The sequence below is a fragment of the Nitratireductor sp. XY-223 genome, from assembly GCF_004959855.1.
GTDB lineage: Bacteria > Pseudomonadota > Alphaproteobacteria > Rhizobiales > Rhizobiaceae > Hoeflea_A.
Genome location: NZ_SPNT01000001.1, coordinates 128,651 through 152,022, shown reverse-complemented (window position 1 = coordinate 152,022; position 23,372 = coordinate 128,651). Strand labels below are relative to the sequence as shown.

Below are 23,372 nucleotides of genomic sequence, written 5' to 3'. Positions count from 1 at the left end.
TTCACACCACATGCCACTCGTTGCCACGCTTATTACCGATCCGTCAAATCCTGTTCTGTCAAAGGGTCTGGTTTCGCATGCCGCCGCGGGCGTCACCGCAGCCGCACCAAACTGGCTGGCCGAAGGCATTGCATGCGACCTGCCGCTGAAGGACGGCATCGCCCGCGAGGAAGCCCGCGGCATGATTGCTGACGCGCTGGACGATCAGCCCGCCGATATTGTCGTGCAGGACGCGGACGGACGCAGGAAGCGGCTGCTCCTGGCCGACATGGATTCCACCATGATACGGCAGGAATGCGTCGACGAACTGGCTGCGGAAGCCGGATTTTACGATCAGGTCGCGGCCATCACCAGGCGCGCGATGAACGGTGAAATCGCCTTCGAGCCCGCTATGCGGGAACGGGTGGCGCTTCTGGCGGGGCTCGATCTTTCGGTCGTCGACCGCGTGCTGGAACACCGCATAACCCTGACGCCCGGAGGCCGCGAACTGATTGCGACCATGAAGGCAAACGGCGCATATACGGCGCTCGTATCCGGCGGCTTTACGCTGTTCACGGGCCGGGTGGCGGGGCGGCTCGGCTTCGACGAGCACCGCGCCAATGTGCTGAATCACGCCGACGGAAAGCTCGACGGAACGATCGTCGAACCGGTGCTCGGCCAGCAATCGAAAATCGATGCGCTCCAGGAACTGACTGCCAGGCTCAGCCTGTCCGCCGGTGATGTGCTGGCCGTCGGCGACGGCGCCAACGACCTCGGGATGCTGCGCCTCGCCGGCAGCGGCGTCGCACTGCATGCCAAGCCGGTGGTCGCGGCCGAAGCGGATATCCGGGTCGATCACGGCGACCTGACGGCACTTCTTTACATTCAGGGCTACACCCGCAGCGAATTCGTCGGAGCAACGACATGATCGCCGAAACAGAGCGCCTGATCCTCCGCAACTGGCGGCCGTCGGACGAAGACGCGTTCCATCGCCTCAATTCCGACGAGACGGTCATGGCCTTCTTTCCCTTCCGCCGCGATCGGCAGCAGTCCCGGGAGGTCATGGACAGGATCATGCGCGAAATCAACGAGACCGGCTACGGCTTCGGCGCCTTGCAGACGCGCGACGACGAAACGGCAATCGGTTTCATGGGACTGTCTATACCGACGAATCTTGAACCGCATGTGCCCCGAGGCATCATCGAGATCGGCTGGCGACTTGTGCCCGAAGCGTGGGGCAAGGGCTACGTCACAGAGGCGGCGCGTGAATTGCTGAGGATCGGTTTCGAGGAACACGGCCTGGACCAGGTCGTCGCCTTTGCCGTTCCCGAAAATGTCCGGTCAACGGCCGTCATGGATCGGATCGGCATGCGCCACCAACCTTCGCGCGACTTCGATCACCCGTTCGTTCCCGACAGCCATGTCCACCTGCGTCGCCACGCCTATTATGCGGTGACGGCTCCTGAATGGCTGGCACGGCGCGGCTGAGCCACGGCCGGCAGCGCCCGGGACATGCTACCGCATCGGTACGGTGACGAACCGCAGTTCGCCGATCGTGTTGGCGATCATCAGCAGCGCGTTGCGCCGCCCGTCGTCCTTCAGCTTGGCAACAAATAAAGTTCTTCAAATTAGGTTGCCCTCAAAGCATTCAATCTGAACCACTGCAACACCATCACGCCGATTTTCAATCTGGCCAGCAGAATCAGCGCATGATCTCTGGCACGTGGCGCAGATTGCGATCAACTGAAAATGAGCCAAGCTTCGGCCTGTGATTGATTTTGTCGACCGTCGATGCTCGTATAGATTTTAGTGGATCTCAATATCAGAAGAATGGGTAAAGCATATGTTTTACGTGCAGACCTCCCAGACGCTTCGACTTGCAGTTGTATTGGTCTCTTTGGTATCGTTGTTGTTTTCCTTTGTTTACGCGCTCTTCCCATTTTCTTCATCGAGCGTTCAATTTTGGACAGATCAGGGCCCATTTCTCCTTGCCGCTTCGGCAGCATTGGCAGGTTCTTTTGGCTTATTTTGGGCTACATATTTGGCTGGAAGAGTTAGCTCGTTTTCAGAGATAGACGATCGAACTAGGCAGGAAAAACAAAAGCAATTTGACAGCGAAATTGCCACTACCATAAGGGTTGCCAAAGACGCTGGAGTGCCGATTGACTATGACAAAATTGAGGAGATTTACAGGAAGGCACAAAACAAAGACAACGAGGCAAGGGTTGATGCCGCAAAATCTTTCGTAACGTATTTTCATCAACTGAGTGCGGCACTGGAATCAAAAGCCGTTCTGTATGATGAAAAAGCTTCCATCCTTCTGGATAGAGGTACATTGTACGCCCGCATGGGCATTGCCTTTTTTGTCGCTACGATAGTTGCCTGGCAAATAATTTCCTATCTAACGGGATTCCAAAAGCAGTACATTTACGGGATTGTCTCGTGTTCCGTCCTATTTGTATTTGTTGAATTTTTGGCTGCATGGTTTTTGAAACAGTATAGCCAGTTCGTTGATACTTCGACCTATCTAATTAAAATAAAATCCATATTTGACAAATATCTTCTAGCATATCTGTGCGTAAAGGAGATGCCAACGGACCAGAAAAATAGAATGGAACCGTTGATTGCACTGCTTAGCGAGGACATCAGATGGCCCGACACATACCTACTAAAGAACGCTGACGTAAGCTTTGCACGTGAATCTATGGACACAATGAGTCACCTGATGCGAACCATGAAAGATCAAGTCAAAAGTACTGCCAGCACGAATAAGAAACATGAGAGCATCGGCTAGGCCGCAGCCGGCCGCGCCCGGACCTGCTACCGCATTGGTACGGTGACGAACCGCAGTTCGCCGATCGTGTTGGCGATCATCAGCAGCGCGTTGCGCCGCCCGTCGTCCTTCAGCTTCGTGACCCGGTCGGACACTTCCTGGGGCGACTTGACCACCTCCTGCGCCACCTCGACGATCACGTCGCCGGCGACAATGCGTTTTTCCGCAGCGGAAGAGTCTTCATCCACGTTGACGATGACCACGCCCTCGACATTTTCGGAAATCTCGTACTTCTCGCGCAGCGCGCTGTCGAGCTCGGCGAGTTCCATGCCGAGAACTGTGGCGGTTTCGGGCTCATCGCTCTGCTGCGCCTGGGCAATGAGCTGTTCGCCGTCTTCGAGGCGTCCGAGCGTGACCGCAATCGTCTCTTCCTTGCCCTTGCGGATGATAACGACCTCGACTTCCTTGCCGACCGGGCTTTCCGCCACGATCCGCGGCAGGTCGCGCATGTCCTCGACGGCCTGGCCGTCGAAGCGGATGATCACGTCGCCGGGCTGGATAGACCCGTCATCCACCGGTCCGCCCTTGATGATTCCGGCAACCAGGGCGCCCATGGCCTCCTTCATATCGAGGCTTTCGGCGATATCGTCGGTCACCGGCTGGATGCGCACGCCCAGCCAGCCGCGGCGCGTCTCGCCAAACTCGATCAGCTGCGCGACGACCGATTTGACCAGGTCCGACGGCACCGCAAAACCGATACCGATGGATCCGCCCGTCGGCGATATGATCGCCGTGTTGACGCCGATCACCTCACCCGTCTGATTGAAGAGAGGGCCGCCGGAATTGCCGCGGTTGATGGCCGCGTCCGTCTGAATGAAATTGTCATAGGGGCCGGAATTGATGTCGCGGCCGCGGGCCGAGACGATCCCCGTGGTCACGGTTCCGCCAAGACCGAACGGGTTGCCGATCGCCATGACCCAGTCGCCGATGCGAATGGTCTCGGAATTGCCGAACGAGACCGCCGTGAGCGGGGTTTCCGGTTTGACCCGCAGGACTGCGATATCGGTCTTCGGGTCGGCGCCCACCACTTCGGCGGAGAGCTTCGAGCCGTCGGCGAAATTGACCTCGATGTCGTCGGCATCGGCGATCACGTGGTTGTTGGTGACGATCACGCCTTCCTTGTCGATGACAAAACCCGAGCCAAGCGAGTTGACCCGCCGCGAGCGCGGCGCCTGTTCGCCCTCGCGCTCGCCGAAGAATTCATCGAAAAAGTCCTGGAAAGGCGAGCCGTCCGGAATGCGCGGCCGCGGCGTGCGCCGGTTGTTGCTCACCCGTTGCGATGTCGAGATGTTGACGACCGAATCCAGCAATTGCTCCGCCAGGTCGGCGACCGATTCCGGCCCCTGCGCGGCCTGTGCCGGGCGAACACCCAAATCCGCAAACTGGACCGCGGCCACCCCGAGCGCTGTAATCACCGCAATGGCGCGAACCGGTTTCAGGACAGTGTTCAGTGGCATGATATTCTCTCTCCCGACTGCATTTCCCGCGAGGTTTGTCCCGCATAGATATGTCCAATTTGGGCCGCGTCCACTCAAATCTGCGCCAACTGCGCGTGATGGACGGCTAGCCCCTGATCATCCAGACAAAAAACACGCCGATGCCGACCGCCGCAAGCCCGAAACCGCGCAATTGCCGGTCCGAAATGAGAGGCAGTTCTTCGGCCATGCGCCGAATCAACGAAGGGGCCAATGCGTAGATCAGCCCCTCGATGACCAGAAACAAGCCAATCGCCACGACGAGATCGCTCATGGCGTTGGCCGCCTATTGCGGAGCGGCGTTCGCCGAACCTTCCGGAATGGTCCCGGCCGCATCCTGGAAGAAACGGAAGAACTCCGAATTCGGTGAGATCACCATCGTCGTGTCCGTATCGGTCAGCGACTGCCGGTACGCTTCCATGGACCGGTAGAAATCGAAGAACGCCTCATCCTTGGTGAACGCCTCGGCGAAGATGCGGTTGCGCTCGGCATCGCCCTCACCACGGGTGATTTCGGAATCGCGCCGTGCCTCCGATTCGAGTTCCACGACCTGCCTGTCGGCGATCGCCCGGATACGCTGGCCGGCTTCGCGGCCGCGCGCGCGGATCAACTCGGCTTCCGCCAGACGTTCCGCCTTCATGCGGTCATAGGTCTGCTGCGAGACTTCCTTCGTCAGATCGGTGCGGCGTATGCGCACGTCCTCGATCGTCAGCCCCAGCGATTCCGCGTCGGGCCGCAGTTGATCGCGCACTTCCGTCATCATGGCGTTACGCGCATCCGAAAGGGCAGCCTCGAAGCCTCTCAGGCCGTAGACCCGCCTGAGGGCCGAATCGAGACGTGTTCGAAGCCGCGACTCGGCCGCCGTGACATCGCCGGAGACCGTTTCCCGGAAACGCTCGGCATTGGTGATCTTGTAGACCACGAACGCATCGACCTCGTAGAATTTACCGCCGGAGACCTGCACGCGGATATCGTCCAGATCGAAGCGGATCGCACGTTTCTGAATCATCTGCACATTATCGGCCTCAATGAAGCTGAACGGCAGCTTGAAATACAGCCCCGGCTCCGTCTTGACGGAACGGATCTCGCCGAAGCGCAGGACAATCGCCTGCTCGCCCGCCTGGACGACGAAGAAGGAGGAATAGGCGAGGCCCAGCAGAACGACCACGGCAATGACGATGATGGGAAGACGGTTACCCATTAGTTGGTACCTCCCTGTGTTGAGGGTCGGTTCAGCTCGTTCAGCGGCAAGTAGGGAACGACCCCCTGGCCCTGGTTTTGCTCGACAATGAACTTGTTGGACGTCTTGAAGACATCCTCCATGGTTTCCAGGAACAGACGCTTGCGCGTTACGTCCGGCGCCTTCGAGTACTCTTCGTAAATGGCGATGAAGCGCTGTGCCTCACCGGTCGCCTCGTTGACGACGCGATCCTTGTAGGCGGCGGCTTCCTCTCGGATCTGGGCCGCTTCACCGCGCGCCTGGCCGAGTTTCTGGTTGGAATACTGGTTGGCTTCCTCGACGAAGCGGTCTTCGTCCTGCTCGGCGCGCTGCACCTCGTCAAACGCGTCGGCGACTTCCCGCGGCGGCGCCGCGTCCTCGATCGACACGGTGTTGACGGAAATGCCGGCGCCGTATGTGTCCATCGTCGTCTGGATGATCGTCTTCACGCTGTCGGCGATGGCCTGGCGATTGTCGCGGAAGACATCCTGCGCGGGACGCCGGCCGACCACCTCGCGCATGGCGCTTTCGGCCACCTGGCGCAGCGTATCCTCGGGGTTCTCGACATTGAACAGGTAGTCGCGCGGGTTGGTGATCGCGTAAAGCAGCGAGAACTGGACATCGACGATGTTCTGGTCACCCGACAGCATCAGGCCCTGCGTTGCGCCGCGAGCGGAGCTGCCGCCGATATTGATCTGCCGTTCGACGATCTGGACCATCTCGACCTTTTCGATCGGCCACCACAGGAAATGCAGCCCCGGCTGGGAGATTTCTTCCTTGGGCTTACCGAACAGCAGGACGACGCCGCGCTGGTCCGGTTGCACCGTGTAGATCGCCTGGAACGCCCAGAGCAAAAGCAGGCCGGCAATGATGACCGCGATGAAGACTGGGCTGCCGCCGCCACCGCCCGGTAGCGCATTCTTCAGCTGGTCCTGGCTTCGGCGGATGATTTCCTCGAGATCCGGCGGCGCACCGCCGCCTCCCGTGCGACGCGGCCCGCGCGGCCCCTGCCCCCAGGGACCCTGGTTGTTTCCGCCGCTACCATTTTGGTTACTCCAGGGCATTGATTCCTCATCGGTTCGTCAGCACAATTTGTTGAATTTTCGGGATTCTTCCCGGACAAATAGGGCTGATCCTTGCAGTTTTCCTGTCTCGCCGCATCGATTTGCACGACCATGGGACAAGGTCAAGGCATATTCCTGCGCACGCAACTTGGCGTAATTGGGGTTATAGGTACTAAAGAACCGGCTTTCAACGCGGCCGGTCCGCCCGCTCAGGCATCTATGCGTCTGTAATGCCTGTAAATCGTTGCCGCGCTGTCCTTCTCGCCGGCCGCAATCGCCTCCTCCGTTTGCAGCGCCCAAATCTGTGGATCGATTTCTGGAAAACGGGTGTCCCCGGTCGGCTCGCTGTCGACCTGCGTAAAATGGATATTGTGCGCAAACGGCATCGCCTGGCGGTAAATCTCGCCCCCGCCGATGACGCAGATCTCGCTCTGGCCGTTGTCCGCGGCCTGTTTGCGCGCGCTGGCGAGCGCAGCGTCGAGGCTCGCGCAGGTTTCCACGCCCTCGGCTTGAAAGGACGGATCCCGGGTCACGACGATATTGTGCCGGCCGGGCAGCGGCTTGCCGATGGACTGGAAGGTCTTGCGCCCCATCAATACCGGCTTGCCCATGGTGATGGCCTTGAAGCGCTTCAGGTCCGTCGACAGCCGCCAGGGCATCGCACCGTCGCGGCCGATCACGCCGTTGCGCGCCACCGCCACGACCATCGTTATCTCCACGTTTCCGTCCGCCAAATGGCTCATACCGAGACCTTTGCGGCGATGTGGGGATGGGGATCGTACCCCTCGAGCATAAAATCCTCGAACCGGAAGGCGAACAGGTCCCTGATGTCGGGATTGATGCGCATGACCGGAAGCGGCCGCGTATCGCGGCTCAGTTGCAGTTGCGCCTGTTCCATGTGGTCGGCATACAGATGCGCATCGCCCAGCGTCAGCACGAAGTCGCCGGGTTCGAGATCGGTGACCTGCGCAATCATCATCGTCAGCAGCGCGTAGGACGCGATGTTGAAGGGAACGCCCAGGAAGATGTCCGCGGAGCGCTGGTAGAGCTGGCAGGACAGCCGCCCCTCGGCCACGTAAAACTGGAACAGGCAGTGACAGGGCGGCAGCGCCATCTCGTCGACCAGCGCCGGGTTCCAGGCCGATACCATGTGCCTTCGCGAGTTCGGATTGGTCCTGATGGCTTCGACCACATTGCCGATCTGGTCGATTGTCCTGCCGTCGGGAGCCGGCCAGGACCGCCACTGGTAGCCGTAAACGGGGCCGAGCTCGCCGTTTTCGTCGGCCCATTCGTCCCAGATGGAAACGCCGTTCTCCTTCAGCCAGGCGATGTTGGTGTCGCCCCTGAGGAACCACAACAGTTCGATGATGATGGAGCGCAGGTGCAGTTTCTTGGTGGTCAGGACCGGGAAACCGTCGGCCAGGTCAAAGCGCATCTGGTGGCCGAACACCGATCGTGTGCCCGTGCCCGTGCGGTCTCCGCGGTCAACGCCCGTTTCAAGGACCCGCCTTAATAGATCGTGATATTGCTGCATGGCCTGCTCCCGCACCGATTCGCGCCGGACCATCATAAGCCCACCGGTCGGGACACAAAACGGCATTGTCGGCGATAGCCGAACGCGCCCCGGCGCCATTTCCAGCGGCCCTTTTCAAGAACGGCGCAAAGCCTTATATCTAAAGTGCTGTTTCGGCAGCTATGGCAATAAACGGAAGATGCAATAAACCCATCGGACCCGGGGGCAGTACCCGGCGCCTCCACCACAAACGGCTGGATCACAGCTAAGAGCCGGTTGAGTTGGGGGCGACACAGGATCGACGAGGGCGTAAAGATCAACTTTTTGCCCGGCATGGTTCCGCCGTTATCGGGCCGACTCAATAGTTGCAAACGACAACTATGCGGAAGCACGTCTCGCCGCTTAATGCGGTGCGACAGCTTCAATTAAACTCCTGACCGGTCGCACGGTCAGGCGGGGTTCGGAGGCACCTGGCAACAGAAGCCTCCACTTTTCTTTTTATGAAGGATATTTTCAATCGTTATATTGAGCGTCCAATCGAGGATGTGTATCACGGTACTTACACATAAGGCGGAATATGCAAGTGCAGGATCACATAAGATACGACATACTGGCGCAGGAGGCGTTGCGAGGAGTTATTCGCAAAGTACTGTCGGAAGTCGCCGCGACCGGGAGCCTGCCGGGCGAACACCATTTTTTCATCACCTTCTTGACCAACGCCCCGGGCGTGCGGATTTCTCCTTATCTGAAGGAAAAATACGCCGAGCAGATGACCATCGTCATCCAGCACCAGTTCTGGGACCTGAAGGTCACCGAGAGTTACTTCGAGATCGGTCTTTCGTTTTCCGACAAACCGGAGAAACTGCACATACCGTTCGCCGCCATTCGCGGCTTCTATGATCCGTCGGTCAATTTCGAACTCGAGTTCGATACGATGATGGCCGACAACGAGGACCTGCCGGCCGAGACCCTCGGCCTCACGGAAGTCGACGAAGACACCCTCGAGGCGGAGGCCGAGCCGGAAACGGAAGCCGAGGACGCCGTCACCGCCGAAGCGGAGCCGGCAGAAACCGGCGGTGACGAGAAGGACGACGACAAGTCCGGTGCCGATGTCGTCTCGCTGGACGCTTTCCGCAAGAAGAACTGATGTCGGCCGAAGTCGTAAATCTGCGCCGCCACAGAAAACGCAAGGCCCGGCAGGAACGCGAAAAGACCGCCGAACAGAACCGCATTTCCTTCGGGCGGACCAAGGCGGAGAAGACCGAGACGGATCGTATCAATCGTCGGGAACGGGCGCAGCACGACCAAAAGCGGCTCGAGCAGCCGGCGCCGTCAACCCGACCGAAGAAATGATCCGCAAGCGCTCGGTCACAATTCGCGGTCACCGCACGAGCATTTCACTCGAAGACGAGTTCTGGCAGGCGCTGAAGGCCATAGCCACGGCGCGCGGCATCTCCCTGGCCGCGCTCATCGCCGATATCGATGAAAACCGGCGCCCCGACGCCAACCTGTCTTCGGCCATGCGGCTGTGCGTCCTCGACTGGCTCAGATCGGGAAATACGCTTTAGACAAATTCAGTTGTTGAGCGCATCGAAATTGAGTTCCGGCAGCGCGTTGCCGCCGCTTTGCGCGCCGCGCTCCGACGGAACGGGCAGCCGCGTGATGCTGCCGGACGAGCCGCTGCCCTGGGTGGCCCGCTCGTCCGCCTGCCGCACGGCGTCCTCGAGCTGCTGCAGGAAATCGTCCTGGGGCGGACGCGACATCCGGTCGGCGGCGCGCCGGGCGGCCGCGTCGAGCTGCCTTTCCAGCTCTTCCTCCCGGGCCCTCAGCGCAGCTTCCTCGGCCTGCTTTCTTTCATCTTCTTCCGCTTCGAGCCGCGCCAGCCTTTCCTGCTCAAGGCGCGCCTCCTCTTCCGTTTCGAGTTCGCGTGCGCGTTCGCGCTCGATGCGCCGCCGCTCCTGCGCGGCATCGCGATAGGCCTTTTCCTGCTGCTTGGCGAGCAGCGCCTCGCGGCGCATGCGCTGGTTTTCCAGCACGACGGCTTGCAGGATCTCCACCCTCCGGCGCTCGCGCTCAAAAGCGCGCAGCGAAAGGAAATTGGTGAGTTCGGCCACGTCAAGCATCCGGTCCGGTGCCGTGACCGGACCCAGGAAGGCGAGGCTCAGCGCTGGCGCGGCGCCGGTCAACGCGCTGTCCTCCGGGTCGAATTCCACATCGAACCGCGCGTCGACCGCCTCGTCGACAAGATCGATGCGCGCTTCGCCGCGGACCGTGGCACCGGCGTCGGTCATCACGATGTTGGGCATGCGCAGCGTGCCGGCAGCCATGGTGAAGGGCACCGTGACCGCGTCGGCGTAGTAGTTGCCGCTCGACACGATCCGGTCCGTCAGCACTTTGACATTGTCGCCCTCGACCTCGAAGCCTTCATCGTCCGCCGCCGCCAGGATCGGTGCAAGCGACTCGTTTTCAAGGCCCGCAAGTTCGAGCCCGCTGGTTTCGACAATGCCGGAGCCCGACAGCGATGCGACAACTTCCTGAACCGATTTCCCGGCGCCCTCGAATGAAGCGGACACATCGAGTTTCCCGGTTGCGATCGGAAAGCCTCCGCGCTTCCACATCAAGGGGCCGAGTTCGGCATCCGAGAGCTGGAGCTGACCCGACAGAAGCGCCGTGGAGTCGCGGTTGGCGAGCGTCAGGGCGCCCTCGAGCCTGCCGCCAAGCCAGTCGGCCTTCACATCGCGCCACTGAAGCTCGTTGTCCTTCAGCACCAGTTTTCCGGACCAGCTCGTCGCGTCCGGACCGACATAAAGAAGCGCCCTTTGCGCACTGACGTCGAGATCGAATTCCAGGTTGTCTTGCAAAGGCGGCAGAAAGGACGCGGCGGACCACGGCTCGGTTCCGGACAAAGTGGTACCGGGACCGAGCATCAGTTCCGCGAGCCATGCGAGGTCCATTTCCGTCAGCGCCACCGAGCCTGTGATATCGGCAATTTCCGCGCCGCGCGAAAAAGCGACTTCACCGGTAAATTCACTGTCCCCGACATTTCCCTGAAGATCCGTCAGTTGATAGTCGCGGGCCGTGGTTTTCACATCCGCATGGATCTCCGCCGGCATTCCAAATCCAGGATCGATGACATTGATGCCGTTCATGGCAAGATACGGTGTCAGGTCATTGGAGGAGAGCGTCAGCCGGAATTCCCCCTGCAGCGCCCTGTCCTCGTCCTGCCATCCGGTCCCGCGAGCCGAAAGCTGGGTGTCGGGCGCATCGTAGCCGAGGGAAAAGTCGAGCTGTTTTGCCGGAATGCCGTCCAGCCGCACGTCCAGGATCGCCGGTCCGGAAAGATCCACCGGCAGGCTGTCGATGCCGACCTGCGCCAGGAGCCTGCGCGGCGCGCTGCTGCTGACGTCGGCGGTGACGGACAATTGCCCGGTGTCCAGCGGCGCAAAGGCATCCGCGCGTTCGACCAGGACATTGAAACGGCTGCCGCCCGAGCGCCCGCGAATCCGCGACGATAGGGACGTGCGATCACTGCCGAGCGGCGCGAACTGCGCCTGCACGTCGATCGTCGTCTCCCCGAACAGCGCCGCATTGTCACGCAGATGGTCGAGGACCGGGTGCGCGCCGCCAAGCTCGGACATCAGGGCGAACAGCGGCCGGCTGTTTTCCGTCAGGACGCTGAGATCGATGTCTCCGACCGGGGATGTGAAGATGTTCTCGAGCCGCCCGACGCCCGACACCGATGCACCCGCGAGGTCGTTGATCGTCAGCCGGTCGATATCGAGCGTGCCGCCTTTCAGGCGCAGTGCCAGATCCGCGTCGCCGGCGGTGACGCCGGAGGCGAGAAAACGGCCGGCGCTCAGCCTGGCGCTGACATCGTGTCCCGCCAGCCGGCTCTCGTGGTTGTCGCCGACGATCAGCCCGGTAAACGCCCGCAGCGCATCGACATCGACCTCGTCGCCCTCGAGGATGAGCGAAAGCGACGGCCTGCCCTGGATCGGAACGACGCGCTCGAGCCGGCCCTTGAGGATTGCCGCACCGACCGCGATCTCCAATTCGTCGAAGCGTTGCAGCTGTGTCGACAGGTCGACCTTCGCGGACAGGCCGGCCGCTTCGAGGCGCCGGATCGCGGGATCGACGCTGTCGGTCAGCCAGGATGCGAAGCCGGACGGCTGATTGGAGGCGACGATGACCTCGCCGGAAAAGCCGAAATCGGCACCGACACCGAGACGGCCGGCGGCCAGGAACTGGGTCCTGCCCGGCAGTTTCGCCTCCATCCGCCCGATCTTCCAGGCGGTGCCGTCGGGCGTCGCCTCGATGAGCACATCCCGCACCGTCGTGTCGCCGGCAAGGATCGCGGGAAGCGCAACGGAGACCCGTCCCGGCATTTGCGGCACGGGGGCAAGCGACAGCAACCGGCGAAGTCCGGCAAGCCGCTCGCCGAGCGACAGCGACGCGGGCGCCGCCTGGTCGTCGCCCTGGCCGGTGGTCATCCGCGCCAGATTGAGCTGCTGTCCGTCGGCAATCAGCAGGAATTCGGGATTGCGGCCGGTATCGAAGGTGGCTTCGCCGGAAACGATATACGGATCGTTGGGCGGCCCCGTCTCCAGCCGGTAATCCTCGATCCGCAGCCGCTCGTTGTTGAGTTCGAAGACACCTGTGGCGCGCGCGTAGATGGGCCGCCTGCCGGTCTTCGCCGTTGTGCCGTTCTCCGCCTGGACCTTCGCCGGATCGAGCGCACGCACCTCGAACGTGCCCTTGTATTGCGGCTTCAAGTCCTCGACACGAAGGTCGCCCTCGAGGTCGACCGACACGGGCAGCGCCTCCGGCAGCACACGGGCCTTCAGGCGTATCCTGTCTTCCTCGGTCCTCGCCCCGGTCATCAGGGAGAAGCCGCTCCTGTAACCGTCGATCTCGGCGCTGCCCTCCATGTGCCAGGGACCGGCGATCGATTTCGCCGACATCTGCATGTTGAGGTCCTGCAGCCAGTGCTCGCGGCCGTTCTGATCGTCAACGACGAGCGCTTCGCCGCCGCTGACGGTGATGCTCTCGAACGTCAGCGAATCCCCGGGAATGCTCTTCTGGCTACGCAGCGCCCAGTCGAGTTCGCCGGTCGGCGAAAGCCGCACGATCGCTTTCGGATTTTCGATCCGCATGTCGAAAATCCTGACTTCGCCGCTAAGGAACGGTGCAAGCTCGGCGTCCATCGAAAAACGGTCGATCGTCATCATCGGCCGGCCGTCCTGGCTCTCGCCGACAACGACGTTGTCGAAACTCACGGACGGGAACGGCAGGATGCGCGCATCCGCATCGCCCAGCACCTGGACCTTCTGGCCGAGAATCCGGCCGGCTTCGCGCTCGAATTCCTGCCGGTAGCTTGACCAGTCGACAAAATAGGGCCCGATCAGCGCTGCAAACAGCGCCAAGACCAGAAGACCGCCAAAAAAAACGAACAATCGAACCAGGGTTCACAACCTCATGCAGACGCAAGACACGCCGACAGTTTCGATACCCCGAAACCGGTAACAATCCTCTCGAGGACCACGGCGCCCGCCATACTATACGCCTATTTCAGCCGCGTCATGACAATTTGATGGCACCTGCGGCGATTACGGATTCAGGCTGGCGGAAAGATCTTCCCGGGATTCATGATATTGTCGGGATCGAGTGCGGCCTTGATCTGCCGCATCGGTTCGATCGCTCCGTCGAGCTCCTTGACCAGCACCGATTTCTTGCCCTGTCCGATGCCGTGTTCGCCGGTGCAGGTCCCTTCCATCGACAGCGCCCGTTCGGTCAGCCGCTCTATGAAAGCTTCCGCCATGTCGATCTCGTCCCGCCTTTGCCGGTCGATCAGCAGCATGACGTGGAAGTTTCCGTCGCCCACGTGGCCGACGATCGGGGCGATCAACCCGGTTTCCTCGATATCCTCCTGCGTCGCCCGGATACATTCGCCGAGCCGCGAGATCGGCACGCACACATCCGTCGTCACGCCGTCGGCACCGGGCCGCAGTTGCAGCCCCGACCAGTAGGCGTTGTGACGGGCCTTCCACAACCGGTTGCGTTCCTCCTGCTCCGAGGCCCAGAGGAAGTCGCCGCCGCCGAATTCCGCCGCGATCTCGCCGAATTGCTCCGCCTGTTCCGCCGCAAAGGCATCGGTTCCGTGAAACTCGACGAACAATGCCGGGCTCTCCGGATAGTTCAGGCCCGAATAGGCGTTGGTCGCCCGCATCGACAGCGTGTCGAGCAGTTCGATGCGCGCGACCGGAATGCCCATCTGGATGGTCATGATGACCGTGTTGACCGCGTCGTCGACACTCGGAAACGGGCAGACGCCCGCGGTGATCGACTGCGGAATGCCGAATAGGCGCAGGGTGATCGAGGTCACAACCCCGAGCGTTCCCTCCGAACCGACAAAAAGCCGGGTAAGATCGTAGCCGGCGGAGGATTTCCTCGCCCTCGTTCCCGTGCTGATCTCGCGCCCGTCGGCGGTAACCACCGTCAGCGACAGGACATTGTCCTTCATCGTCCCGTAGCGGACCGCGTTGGTTCCGGAAGCCCGCGTCGCGGTCATGCCTCCGATCGAGGCATTGGCGCCCGGGTCGATCGGAAAGAACAGGCCGGTATCGCGCAGATGAACATTGAGATCCTCGCGCGTCACCCCGGGCTCGACCACACAATCGAGATCTTCGGCATTTACCTTGAGGATGCGGTTCATGCGCATCATGTCGATGCAGATGCCGCCGGACGGCGCGTTGACATGTCCCTCCAGCGACGTCCCCGTTCCGAACGGAATGACCGGTACCTTGTGGTCGGCGCAGATCCGCACGATGTCCCTCACCTCTTCGGCGGATTCGGGAAAGACGACCGCGTCGGGAAGCTGGTTCGGAAGATATGTGGTCGTATGCCCGTGCTGCTCGCGCATGGATACGCCGGTGTTGAGCCGCTCCCCGAAACGCTGTTTGAGAACGCCGACCACCGCCGCAATTCCGTCTTCGTTTCTGTCACCGGTGATGACGTCGGACAAGCTCATGGGCCCGTATCTCCATTGCCGTTCAGTACTCGTTCATTCTTTGCGCGCAGGATGCCCCTTGTGGCCGCAGATTGAAAGAGTCATGTTGGCAATTTGTAAAGCGTATTGAGGGAGATCGGCATGGCACGGGCAGCGCCGTTGAGGGCGCCGGCAGCGGAAATCGAGGCCTCCTGGATCGACTACAATGGCCATCTGAACATGGCCTACTACAACGTGCTGTTCGACCGCTGCGCCGACCACGCTTTCGAGGCGATCGGGCTTACCGAGGAATACGTCAAAGAGCGCGGTCTCAGTTTTTACGTCGCGGAGGTGCATGTGTGTTACCTGCGCGAACTGCATCTCGGCGCCCGGGTGACGGCGACATTCCAGCTTCTGGATTTCGACGAAAAACGCCTGCACGCCTACAGCGAGTTGATCCACGATGACGGATGGGTGGCCGCGACCTCGGAGGCCCTTTACCTGCATATCGACGCATCCGGCCCCAAGGTCGCACCGATCCCCGAGCCGATGGCATCGAAGGTCGCCGAAATGCACCGGGCCCATGCCGAACTTGCCTATCCGGAACGGGTCGGTCGCCGGATAAAAATCAACAAGAAGTAAACCGTCAGACCCATGCTTCCCGATTTCATCCGAACCCTGCCAAACCAGATACGTCAATGGGTTACGCCGAATATCAGAAGCTTCGTGGGAGAACGGCAACCAAGGCTGTGGCTGCTTTCGCTGGTCATCGGCGTCGCCGTGACCGTCGCCGCCATCCTGTTTCGCGAGATGATCGGCGCGGTGCAGCTCCTGTGGCTGCGCGACAGCAGCGAGCGGATCATATCGGCGGCCCGCAATACGCCCTGGTACCTGGTCTTTCTCGCGCCGGTCGTCGGCGGCCTGGTCGTCGGCATATTGCTGCAGACGCTGATGCCGCAGCGGCGTACCCTTTCGGTTGCCGACGTCATCGAGGCGCGGGCGCTGACCGGCCGCAAGCTCGGACTGCGCGACGGTCTGAATTCGGCCCTCATCACCGTGATCTCCCTCGGTTCGGGCGCCAGCGCCGGCCGCGAGGGACCGGTGATCCATCTCGGCGCGACCATCGCCAACCACACGGCGCGGCGAACCGGCCTTCCCGAGTGGTCGAAGCGCACCCTGCTCGGCGCCGGTGTCGCGGCGGCGATCTCGGCGAGTTTCAACGCCCCGCTTGCCGGCGTGCTGTTCGCGCATGAGGTCATCCTCGGCCATTTCGCGCTGCGCGCCTTCGTTCCCATCGTCATCGCCTCGAGCGGCGCCGCCGTCATCTCGCGCGGCTGGTTCGGCGAATCCGCCGCTTTCGTCGTGCCGGAATACCACGTCACCTCCTATTGGGAATTTCCGGCCTTTGCCCTGCTCGGCCTCGTCTCGGCAATCGTGGCCATCACCTTCCAGTTCTCGCTGTTTTCCGCCGACTTCCTGGCCCGCAAGGTCACCATGCCGCTATGGCTGCGGCCGGTTCTCGGCGGCATCGCGATCGGCGGAATGGGCGTTTTCCTGCCACATATTCTGGGCGTCGGATACGAGGCGACGGACCTTGCCCTTTGGGGCCGGCTGCCGCTCATCATGATGCTGGTCCTCATCGTTGCAAAGACACTGGCGACCGCCATCACGCTTGCCTCGCGGTTCGGCGGCGGCATCTTTTCGCCGGCGCTTTACCTGGGTGCGATGACCGGCGGTGCCTACGGCATCGTCGCCGCCACCGTGTTTCCCGACCTGGCCTCCAGCCAGGCGCTCTATTCGATCCTGGGCATGGGCGCCGTCGCCGGCGCGGTGCTCGGTGCGCCGATCTCGACGACGCTGATCGTCTTCGAGCTGACCGGCGGCTATGAGCTCTCGATCGCACTCTTGCTGACCGTTGCCATCGCCCACGGCCTGACGCAGGCGATCCACGGCCATTCCTATTTCCAGTGGCAGCTTGAAATGCGCGGCCTCTTCGTCCAGGCCGGCCCACACAGGGCGATGATGACCAGCACCCGGGTCATGGACTTCATGACCACGGTCAAACCCGACGATCCGCCCGAGACCTACGACCCCGAGCGGGGCATACCAAGCCTGCGGCCCACCGACACACTTGAAAAGGCGCTGCGCACCTTCGATTCCGGCGGACATCCGCGCTTGCCGGTGGTCGACGAGGTCGAGGGCAAGACCGTCGTGGGCTGGGCGGAACAGGTCAAGGCCCTTGCCTATTTCAACAAGCGGCTGATCGACGCGTCGGAGGAGGAACACTGCTAGGCGGTGCGGGAAATCGGAATATTCCGACTTAAATCTCGGATTTGAAAGCCGCTTTGCGTTGCACCGCCAGCATTGATCGCTTAGAGCATTGCGGAATCTTGTGAGGTTCTGATGGCGGAATTTGTATCGGATACGGTGTTCAAGCGCGATGTGTTCTCCGAAACCCGCGCCGGCCACTTCGCCGACCGGCCGGACATTCGGGTGGCGCGCCGCATCGTCACCGCCTCGCCGCTCTGGTCGCGGCCGCTCGCCTGGTTCCTGGCCAAGCGGGAAATCCGGGCGCTGCGCGCCGTTTCCGGCATAAAGGGCACGCCCGACATCATCGAGGTCGACGCGGACGGTCTGTTCCGATCGTGGACAGACGGCACGCCCTTGCATCTCGCGCGCCCGCAATCACCGGTCTGGTACCGCGACGCGCGCCGCCTGCTGCGTGACATGCGGCGCCGCGGCATCACCCACAACGACCTGGCGAAGCCGCAGAACTGGCTGATGCTGGCGGACGGCACGGCGGCGGTGATCGATTTCCAGCTTGCCTCCTGCCACGGCCGCAAGGGCCGGATGTTTCGCATCATGGCCTATGAGGACCTGCGCCATTGCATCAAGCAGAAGCGGTCCTTCGCGCCGCACCTGATGACGGCGACCGAGCGTCGCATCCTGGCGCGCAAATCGCTGCCGTCGCGGATCTGGATGGCCACCGGCAAGAAGATCTACAACCTTGTCACCCGCGGGCTGTTCTCCTGGTCCGACGGCGAAGGCACCGGCGACCGTATCGACCGGGAAGGCCCGTCGATCAGGAAGGTGCTGGAGGAAGACGCCGCGATCTCGTCCGTCGCCCTGGCGCTCTATCCGTTGCCGCGAAAAGGCGTCGGCATCTACGCCTTCGTCGAGACGGGACTGACCGAGCTCGACCTGCCGAAGCTCAATGAAGCTGTTGCCGCAGTCAACGCGGACGCCCAGATCGATCTGGCACAACCGGTGGCAAAGCTGCCGCGCCGCGCCGACGGCGGCATCCGTGACGACCTGCTGCGCCTCATCGCCATGAACCAGATCACCGAGCTCGACGACGTGCTCAAGCGCGAGCCGGATCTTGCATCCGTCGTGCGCCCGATCATCGACGGGCGCCTCAACTGGACGGACAGGCGCCTCTCGCGACTGGAGAAGTGAGACCGGTCAGCCGGGACGCCCGGGTTCGGCATCGAGATATGCGCGTATGCTTTCCAGCAGGATTCGATCATGTCCGGCGCCGATATTGTCCGCGCCAGTTCCAGCAGCGACAGAATCGAACGATTCAGGAACAAAACCGCTCGCGCAGCGCATTGGTTGCTGGCCTTTCGCACCCGAATCACTACATTGGAGGGGATGGTCAAACCGGATGAGGACATACCGTTTTTCGGTGACGGCGATGGCACGGACCCGCCCGCACCCGCGGGCGGCGGCATCGCCGCGCGCGCCATGGCGGCGCGCAACCGGCAGGCCGGTCCTGCCTCCTATCTGGACGGCCTCAATCCGGAACAGGTGCGCGCGGTCGAAACCGTTGACGGTCCGGTGCTTGTACTGGCCGGCGCCGGCACCGGAAAGACGCGGGTGCTGACCACCCGCATCGCCCACATACTGGCGACCGGCAAGGCCTATCCCAGCCAGATTCTTGCCGTCACTTTCACCAACAAGGCGGCGCGCGAGATGAAGGAACGCATCGGCGTCCTGGTCGGCGGCGCGGTCGAGGGCATGCCCTGGCTCGGCACCTTCCACTCGATCGGCGTGCGCCTGTTGCGCCGCCACGCCGAGCTCGTCGGCCTGCGGTCGGACTTCACCATCCTCGACACGGACGACCAGATCCGGCTGATCAAGCAGCTCATCCAGGCCGAGGGCCTCGACGACAAGCGCTGGCCCGCCCGCCAGTTCGCCATGATGATCGACGGGTGGAAGAACAAGGGCTTCGGGCCTGCGGACATTCCCGAGGGCGATGCCCGCTCATTCGCCAACGGCAAGGGGCGCGAGCTCTTCGAGGCCTACCAGAATCGTCTCAAGACCCTCAATGCCAGCGATTTCGGTGACCTTCTGTGCCATCCGATCCGCATCTTCACGAAGCATCCGGATGTACTGAAGGAGTACCACAACAAGTTCCGCTACATCCTCGTCGACGAATACCAGGACACCAACACCGCGCAGTACATGTGGCTGCGGCTGCTCGCCCAGGGCTCGCACAATGTCTGCTGCGTCGGCGACGACGACCAGTCGATCTATGGCTGGCGCGGCGCCGAGGTCGACAACATCCTGCGTTTCGAGAAGGACTTTCCGGGCGCGGTGGTCATCCGCCTGGAACGCAATTACCGCTCGACGGCGCACATACTGGGTGCCGCATCGCATCTGATATCCCACAACGAGGGCCGGCTCGGAAAAACCCTTTTCACCGACCAGGCGGATGATGACCACGAAAAGGTCATGGTGCACGCCGCCTGGGATTCGGAAGAGGAAGCCCGCGCCGTCGGCGAGGAGATCGAGCAGCTTCAGCGGCGCGACCACAGGCTCAACGACATGGCGATACTGGTGCGCGCCTCCTTCCAGATGCGCGAATTCGAGGACCGGTTCGTCACCCTCGGCCTTAATTACCGGGTCATCGGGGGCCCGCGCTTCTACGAGCGCCTCGAGATCCGCGACGCCATGGCCTATTTCCGCGTCGTGTGCCAGCCGGCCGACGACCTCGCCTTCGAGCGCATAGTCAACACGCCCAAGCGCGGCCTCGGCGAGGCCGCCGTGCGCCAGTTGCACGACTATGCGCGCGCCCGCGGCCTGCCGCTGTTGAAGGCGGCCTCCGACCTCGTCATGACCGAGGAGATGAAGCCCCGGCCGCGCAAGGCGCTCACCGACGTCGTGGAGAACTTCCAGCGCTGGTCGTCGCTGCTGGAGAATACGCCGCACACCGAACTTGCCGAGCAGATCCTGGAAGACAGCGGCTACACCACGATGTGGCAGAACGACAAGTCGGCGGACGCGCCCGGGCGGCTCGACAACCTCAAGGAACTGATCCGTTCCATGGAGGATTTCGAATCCATGCGCGGTTTCCTCGAACATGTCAGCCTGGTCATGGACGCCGAGCAGAACGAGGACCTCGACGCCGTCTCGATCATGACCCTGCATTCGGCCAAGGGCCTCGAGTTCGAGACGATCTTCCTGCCTGGCTGGGAGGAAGGCCTGTTTCCGCATCAGCGCGCCCTCGACGAGGGCGGCCGGTCCGGGCTGGAAGAGGAGCGGCGCCTCGCCTATGTCGGCCTGACCCGCGCCAAGATCAACTGCCACATCTGGTTCGTCTCCAACCGCCGTATCCACGGCCTGTGGCAATCGACCATTCCCTCGCGGTTCCTTGACGAATTGCCGTCCGATCACGCCGATGTCGCCGAGCCCGAAACGTCCTATGGCGGCTATGGCGCTGCCGCGGCCGGCGGCGGCTATGGCGTGTCCCGCTTCGATGAGGCCGAACCCTTCTCCGGCAGTTACAACACGCCCGGCTGGCGCCGCGCCCAGGCCAACCGGAACGAGGCGACCCGGCAGAACTGGGGCACCCGCTCCGGCCACGCGGTCGAGCGCATCGGCTACGGCGAAACCGATTCCGGATACGGCGCCGGTCGCGGCTCCGTCAAGGCCAGGACCATCGAGGGCGAGCTCGTTGCCCGCTCCGTCTCCGAGGAGCCGTCGGCCTTCTCCGTCGGCGACCGGGTGTTTCACTTAAAGTTCGGCAACGGCAACATCGCATCCATCGACGGCAACAAGCTGACCATCGATTTCGACAAGGCCGGCCAGAAGCGCGTGCTCGACAATTACGTCGAAAAGACGAAGTGACCCGGCAGACACCGTCACAAATTTGCAGTGATTGTGGACGCATATAATCCAGGGGACTACACTGTCCCATTCGACAACTTCTAATTCGGGCGAATCCGGCACTGCCACCCCGCGGTAGGCTGCTTCCGGATTGCCGCAAGGGAGCACATTCATGACAATCCGATCCTTCGACCAGCTCAACCGCCGCCAGTTCCTCGCCGGAACCGCGGCCGTCGGCTCGCTCGCGCTTCTTCATCCCTTCTCGGCCTTCGCCTCCGGAAACCAGGCGCACCTGCGCCTGATGGAAACGACCGACCTGCATGTCCACGTCTTTCCCTATGACTATTATGGCGACCGTCCGTCAGACGCCGTCGGCCTTTCCCGCACAGCAACGCTGATCCGCAAGTTCCGCGACGAGGCCACGAACTCGCTGCTCGTCGACAACGGCGATTTCCTTCAGGGCAACCCGATGGGCGACTACATCGCCTACGAGCGCGGCATGAAGGAAGGCGACATGCACCCGATCGTCCAGGCCATGAACACACTTGGCTTCGACGCGTCGACCCTCGGCAACCACGAGTTCAACTACGGCCTCGACTTCCTGTTCAAGACCCTCAACGGCGCCAAGTTCCCGGTCGTCTCCGCCAATGTGACCAAGGGCATGCTCGCCGCCAATCCCCGCGACGACGAACTGTTCCTGAAGCCCTATGTCATCGTCGACAAGACGATCAAGGACGGCGACGGCAACCCGCACCCGATCCGCATCGGCCTGATCGGCTTCGTGCCGCCGCAGATCATGAACTGGGACCGCCGGCACCTGGAGGGCAAGGCCAATGCCCGCGACATCATCGACTCCGCCATGGCCTGGGTCCCGGAAATGAAGGAAGCCGGCGCCGACATCGTTGTCGCCCTGTCGCATTCGGGCATCGACGCCAATGACCGCAGCGACGGCATGGAAAACGCGTCGTTGCACCTCGGCAATGTCGAAGGCATCGATGCGATCCTCACCGGCCACCATCACCTGGTCTTCCCGGGTCCGAAATATGCCGACATGCCGGGCGTTGACGCCGAAAAAGGCACGTTGTTCGGCAAGCCGGCCGCCATGGGCGGTTTCTGGGGCTCGCATCTCGGCATCGTCGACCTGATGCTGGAGCGCGACGGCAACGCGTGGAAGGTCGTCGGCTTCACCACCTCCGCGCCGTCCATCTTCGAGCGTGACGGCCGCAAGATCATCCCGCTGGTCGAGGATCAGCAGGATGTTCTCGATTCCGTTTCCAAGGAGCACGACGAGACGCTTTCCTACGTGCGCCGGGCGGTCGGCAAGACCTCCGCGCCGCTGCACTCCTATTTCGCGCTCGTCGCCGACGATCCGTCCGTGCAGATCGTCAGCCAGGCGCAGACCTGGTACATCGACCAGATGATGAAAGGCACCGAATGGGAGGGCCTTCCGATCCTCTCGGCGGCGGCCCCGTTCAAGGCCGGCGGCCGCGGCGGCCCGGATTACTACACCGACGTCGCGCCGGGCGATGTCGCCATCAAGAACGTTTCCGACCTTTACCTTTACCCGAACACCGTGCGGGCCGTCGCGATCACCGGCGCGCAAGTCAAGGACTGGCTGGAACGCTCCGCCGGCATCTTCAACCAGGTCGAGCCCGGCAAGAAGGACCAGGCGCTCATCAACAACGCGTTCCCGTCCTATAATTTCGATGTCATCGACGGCGTCACCTACAGGATCGACCTCACGCAGCCGTCGAAATACGATCCGAAGGGCGAACTGCTCGATGCCGATGCAAACCGCATCGTCGATTTGAGGTATAACGGAGAACCCATTGATCCGGATCAGAAATTCGTCGTTGCAACCAACAACTACCGCGCCGGCGGCGGCGGCAATTTCCCGGACATCAACGACGATGTGGTCATTTTCATCGCGCCCGACACCAACCGCGACGTGATTGTCCGCTACATCGTCGACAAGGGCACGATCAACCCGTCCGCCGACAGCAACTGGTCCTTCAAGCCAATCGACGGCGCAACGGTCATCTTCGAGACCGGACCGAAGGCCAAGGACTTCATGAAGGACGTGCGCGACGTCAACATCGAGGCCGCCGGCGAAGGCGCGGAAGGCTTCGCCAAGTACCGCATCACCATGTAGGCGCAACGGTCCCGGCCTGACTGCAATCGCGAAGGCGCCGCCCT

Annotated in this window: 19 protein-coding genes and 1 other RNA gene; 12 read left to right on the top strand and 8 right to left on the bottom strand. The window is 62.1% G+C overall.

The window, feature by feature from the left end:
• The first annotated feature begins 10 nt into the window (after positions 1-10).
• The 3 genes from serB (at position 11) to E4M07_RS00645 (ending at position 2,773) form a co-directional block, all read left to right on the top strand.
• Positions 11-907 carry a phosphoserine phosphatase SerB gene (serB, locus tag E4M07_RS00655; RefSeq protein ID WP_136656358.1) on the top strand — a complete coding sequence of 299 codons (897 nt, stop codon included), beginning with the start codon at positions 11-13 and terminating at the stop codon, positions 905-907.
• Positions 904-1,467, top strand: coding sequence for a GNAT family N-acetyltransferase (locus E4M07_RS00650; protein WP_136656357.1), 564 nt, complete (start codon positions 904-906; stop codon positions 1,465-1,467). The genes serB and E4M07_RS00650 overlap by 4 nt, the downstream gene beginning before the upstream one ends.
• Before the next feature lie 355 nt (positions 1,468-1,822).
• On the top strand, positions 1,823-2,773 hold the full coding sequence (locus E4M07_RS00645; protein ID WP_136656356.1) for a hypothetical protein: 951 nt from the start codon (positions 1,823-1,825) through the stop codon (positions 2,771-2,773).
• A 26-nt stretch (positions 2,774-2,799) separates the two neighbouring features.
• Here E4M07_RS00645 and E4M07_RS00640 read toward each other — a convergent pair whose 3' ends face one another.
• From E4M07_RS00640 to E4M07_RS00615, 6 genes are all read right to left on the bottom strand, one after another.
• Positions 2,800-4,269, bottom strand: coding sequence for a DegQ family serine endoprotease (locus tag E4M07_RS00640; protein WP_136656355.1), 1,470 nt, complete (start codon positions 4,267-4,269; stop codon positions 2,800-2,802).
• 106 nt (positions 4,270-4,375) lie between these two features.
• Positions 4,376-4,561 carry a DUF2065 domain-containing protein gene (locus tag E4M07_RS00635; RefSeq protein ID WP_136656354.1) on the bottom strand — a complete coding sequence of 62 codons (186 nt, stop codon included), beginning with the start codon at positions 4,559-4,561 and terminating at the stop codon, positions 4,376-4,378.
• A 12-nt stretch (positions 4,562-4,573) separates the two neighbouring features.
• The gene (locus tag E4M07_RS00630) at positions 4,574-5,488 is read right to left on the bottom strand and encodes a protease modulator HflC (protein ID WP_136656353.1); all 915 of its coding nucleotides are present in this window, start codon (positions 5,486-5,488) and stop codon (positions 4,574-4,576) included.
• Positions 5,488-6,570: an FtsH protease activity modulator HflK gene (gene hflK, locus E4M07_RS00625; RefSeq protein WP_136656352.1), complete on the bottom strand. Its 1,083-nt coding sequence runs from the start codon at positions 6,568-6,570 to the stop codon at positions 5,488-5,490. Before hflK ends, E4M07_RS00630 begins: the two co-directional genes overlap by 1 nt.
• Positions 6,571-6,779: 209 nt before the next feature.
• Entirely contained in the window at positions 6,780-7,313 is a 534-nt protein-coding gene (locus E4M07_RS00620) for a dihydrofolate reductase (protein WP_136656351.1), read from the bottom strand.
• A complete protein-coding gene (locus tag E4M07_RS00615) occupies positions 7,310-8,104 on the bottom strand; it encodes a thymidylate synthase (RefSeq protein ID WP_136656350.1) in 795 nt (264 codons plus the stop codon). The genes E4M07_RS00620 and E4M07_RS00615 overlap by 4 nt, the downstream gene beginning before the upstream one ends.
• A gap of 107 nt (positions 8,105-8,211) precedes the next feature.
• On the opposite strand from E4M07_RS00615, the gene ssrA reads away from it, so the two are divergent.
• From ssrA to E4M07_RS00595, 4 genes are all read left to right on the top strand, one after another.
• Positions 8,212-8,574, top strand: a transfer-messenger RNA (tmRNA) gene (gene ssrA, locus E4M07_RS00610).
• Between the two features lie 92 nt (positions 8,575-8,666).
• The gene (locus E4M07_RS00605; RefSeq protein ID WP_246660328.1) at positions 8,667-9,230 is read left to right on the top strand and encodes an SspB family protein; all 564 of its coding nucleotides are present in this window, start codon (positions 8,667-8,669) and stop codon (positions 9,228-9,230) included.
• Complete coding sequence (locus E4M07_RS00600; RefSeq protein WP_136656348.1) at positions 9,230-9,436, top strand: DUF4169 family protein; 207 nt, start codon at positions 9,230-9,232, stop codon at positions 9,434-9,436. The genes E4M07_RS00605 and E4M07_RS00600 overlap by 1 nt, the downstream gene beginning before the upstream one ends.
• Positions 9,433-9,651: a ribbon-helix-helix domain-containing protein gene (locus E4M07_RS00595; RefSeq protein WP_136656347.1), complete on the top strand. Its 219-nt coding sequence runs from the start codon at positions 9,433-9,435 to the stop codon at positions 9,649-9,651. The genes E4M07_RS00600 and E4M07_RS00595 overlap by 4 nt, the downstream gene beginning before the upstream one ends.
• 6 nt (positions 9,652-9,657) lie before the next feature.
• Here E4M07_RS00595 and E4M07_RS00590 read toward each other — a convergent pair whose 3' ends face one another.
• Complete coding sequence (locus E4M07_RS00590; RefSeq protein ID WP_281404971.1) at positions 9,658-13,536, bottom strand: AsmA-like C-terminal region-containing protein; 3,879 nt, start codon at positions 13,534-13,536, stop codon at positions 9,658-9,660.
• A gap of 161 nt (positions 13,537-13,697) precedes the next feature.
• Entirely contained in the window at positions 13,698-15,110 is a 1,413-nt protein-coding gene (locus E4M07_RS00585; protein WP_136656345.1) for an FAD-linked oxidase C-terminal domain-containing protein, read from the bottom strand.
• Positions 15,111-15,230: 120 nt separating this feature from the next.
• Here E4M07_RS00585 and E4M07_RS00580 point away from each other — a divergent pair, with 120 nt between their 5' ends.
• The 5 genes from E4M07_RS00580 (at position 15,231) to E4M07_RS00560 (ending at position 23,328) form a co-directional block, all read left to right on the top strand.
• Positions 15,231-15,710 carry a thioesterase family protein gene (locus E4M07_RS00580; protein ID WP_136656344.1) on the top strand — a complete coding sequence of 160 codons (480 nt, stop codon included), beginning with the start codon at positions 15,231-15,233 and terminating at the stop codon, positions 15,708-15,710.
• Positions 15,711-15,722: 12 nt separating this feature from the next.
• On the top strand, positions 15,723-17,360 hold the full coding sequence (locus tag E4M07_RS00575) for a chloride channel protein (protein ID WP_136656343.1): 1,638 nt from the start codon (positions 15,723-15,725) through the stop codon (positions 17,358-17,360).
• A 111-nt stretch (positions 17,361-17,471) separates the two neighbouring features.
• On the top strand, positions 17,472-18,524 hold the full coding sequence (locus E4M07_RS00570; RefSeq protein WP_136656342.1) for a serine/threonine protein kinase: 1,053 nt from the start codon (positions 17,472-17,474) through the stop codon (positions 18,522-18,524).
• 195 nt (positions 18,525-18,719) lie between these two features.
• On the top strand, positions 18,720-21,197 hold the full coding sequence (locus E4M07_RS00565; protein WP_136656341.1) for a UvrD-helicase domain-containing protein: 2,478 nt from the start codon (positions 18,720-18,722) through the stop codon (positions 21,195-21,197).
• Between the two features lie 151 nt (positions 21,198-21,348).
• Complete coding sequence (locus E4M07_RS00560) at positions 21,349-23,328, top strand: bifunctional 2',3'-cyclic-nucleotide 2'-phosphodiesterase/3'-nucleotidase (protein ID WP_136656340.1); 1,980 nt, start codon at positions 21,349-21,351, stop codon at positions 23,326-23,328.
• Positions 23,329-23,372: the final 44 nt, after the last annotated feature.

Bases quoted from the DNA above. Each gene is read 5' to 3' on its own strand.
- E4M07_RS00570 (WP_136656342.1), top strand. From the start codon at position 17,472: ATGGCGGAATTTGTATCGGATACGGTGTTCAAGCGCGATGTGTTCTCC.
- E4M07_RS00600 (WP_136656348.1), top strand. From the start codon at position 9,230: ATGTCGGCCGAAGTCGTAAATCTGCGCCGCCACAGAAAACGCAAGGCC.
- E4M07_RS00575 (WP_136656343.1), top strand. From the start codon at position 15,723: ATGCTTCCCGATTTCATCCGAACCCTGCCAAACCAGATACGTCAATGG.
- hflK (WP_136656352.1), bottom strand. From the start codon at position 6,570: ATGCCCTGGAGTAACCAAAATGGTAGCGGCGGAAACAACCAGGGTCCC.
- E4M07_RS00585 (WP_136656345.1), bottom strand. From the start codon at position 15,110: ATGAGCTTGTCCGACGTCATCACCGGTGACAGAAACGAAGACGGAATT.
- E4M07_RS00560 (WP_136656340.1), top strand. From the start codon at position 21,349: ATGACAATCCGATCCTTCGACCAGCTCAACCGCCGCCAGTTCCTCGCC.
- E4M07_RS00580 (WP_136656344.1), top strand. From the start codon at position 15,231: ATGGCACGGGCAGCGCCGTTGAGGGCGCCGGCAGCGGAAATCGAGGCC.
- E4M07_RS00630 (WP_136656353.1), bottom strand. From the start codon at position 5,488: ATGGGTAACCGTCTTCCCATCATCGTCATTGCCGTGGTCGTTCTGCTG.
- E4M07_RS00620 (WP_136656351.1), bottom strand. From the start codon at position 7,313: ATGAGCCATTTGGCGGACGGAAACGTGGAGATAACGATGGTCGTGGCG.
- E4M07_RS00645 (WP_136656356.1), top strand. From the start codon at position 1,823: ATGTTTTACGTGCAGACCTCCCAGACGCTTCGACTTGCAGTTGTATTG.
- E4M07_RS00595 (WP_136656347.1), top strand. From the start codon at position 9,433: ATGATCCGCAAGCGCTCGGTCACAATTCGCGGTCACCGCACGAGCATT.
- E4M07_RS00635 (WP_136656354.1), bottom strand. From the start codon at position 4,561: ATGAGCGATCTCGTCGTGGCGATTGGCTTGTTTCTGGTCATCGAGGGG.
- serB (WP_136656358.1), top strand. From the start codon at position 11: ATGCCACTCGTTGCCACGCTTATTACCGATCCGTCAAATCCTGTTCTG.
- E4M07_RS00640 (WP_136656355.1), bottom strand. From the start codon at position 4,269: ATGCCACTGAACACTGTCCTGAAACCGGTTCGCGCCATTGCGGTGATT.
- E4M07_RS00565 (WP_136656341.1), top strand. From the start codon at position 18,720: ATGGTCAAACCGGATGAGGACATACCGTTTTTCGGTGACGGCGATGGC.
- E4M07_RS00615 (WP_136656350.1), bottom strand. From the start codon at position 8,104: ATGCAGCAATATCACGATCTATTAAGGCGGGTCCTTGAAACGGGCGTT.
- E4M07_RS00650 (WP_136656357.1), top strand. From the start codon at position 904: ATGATCGCCGAAACAGAGCGCCTGATCCTCCGCAACTGGCGGCCGTCG.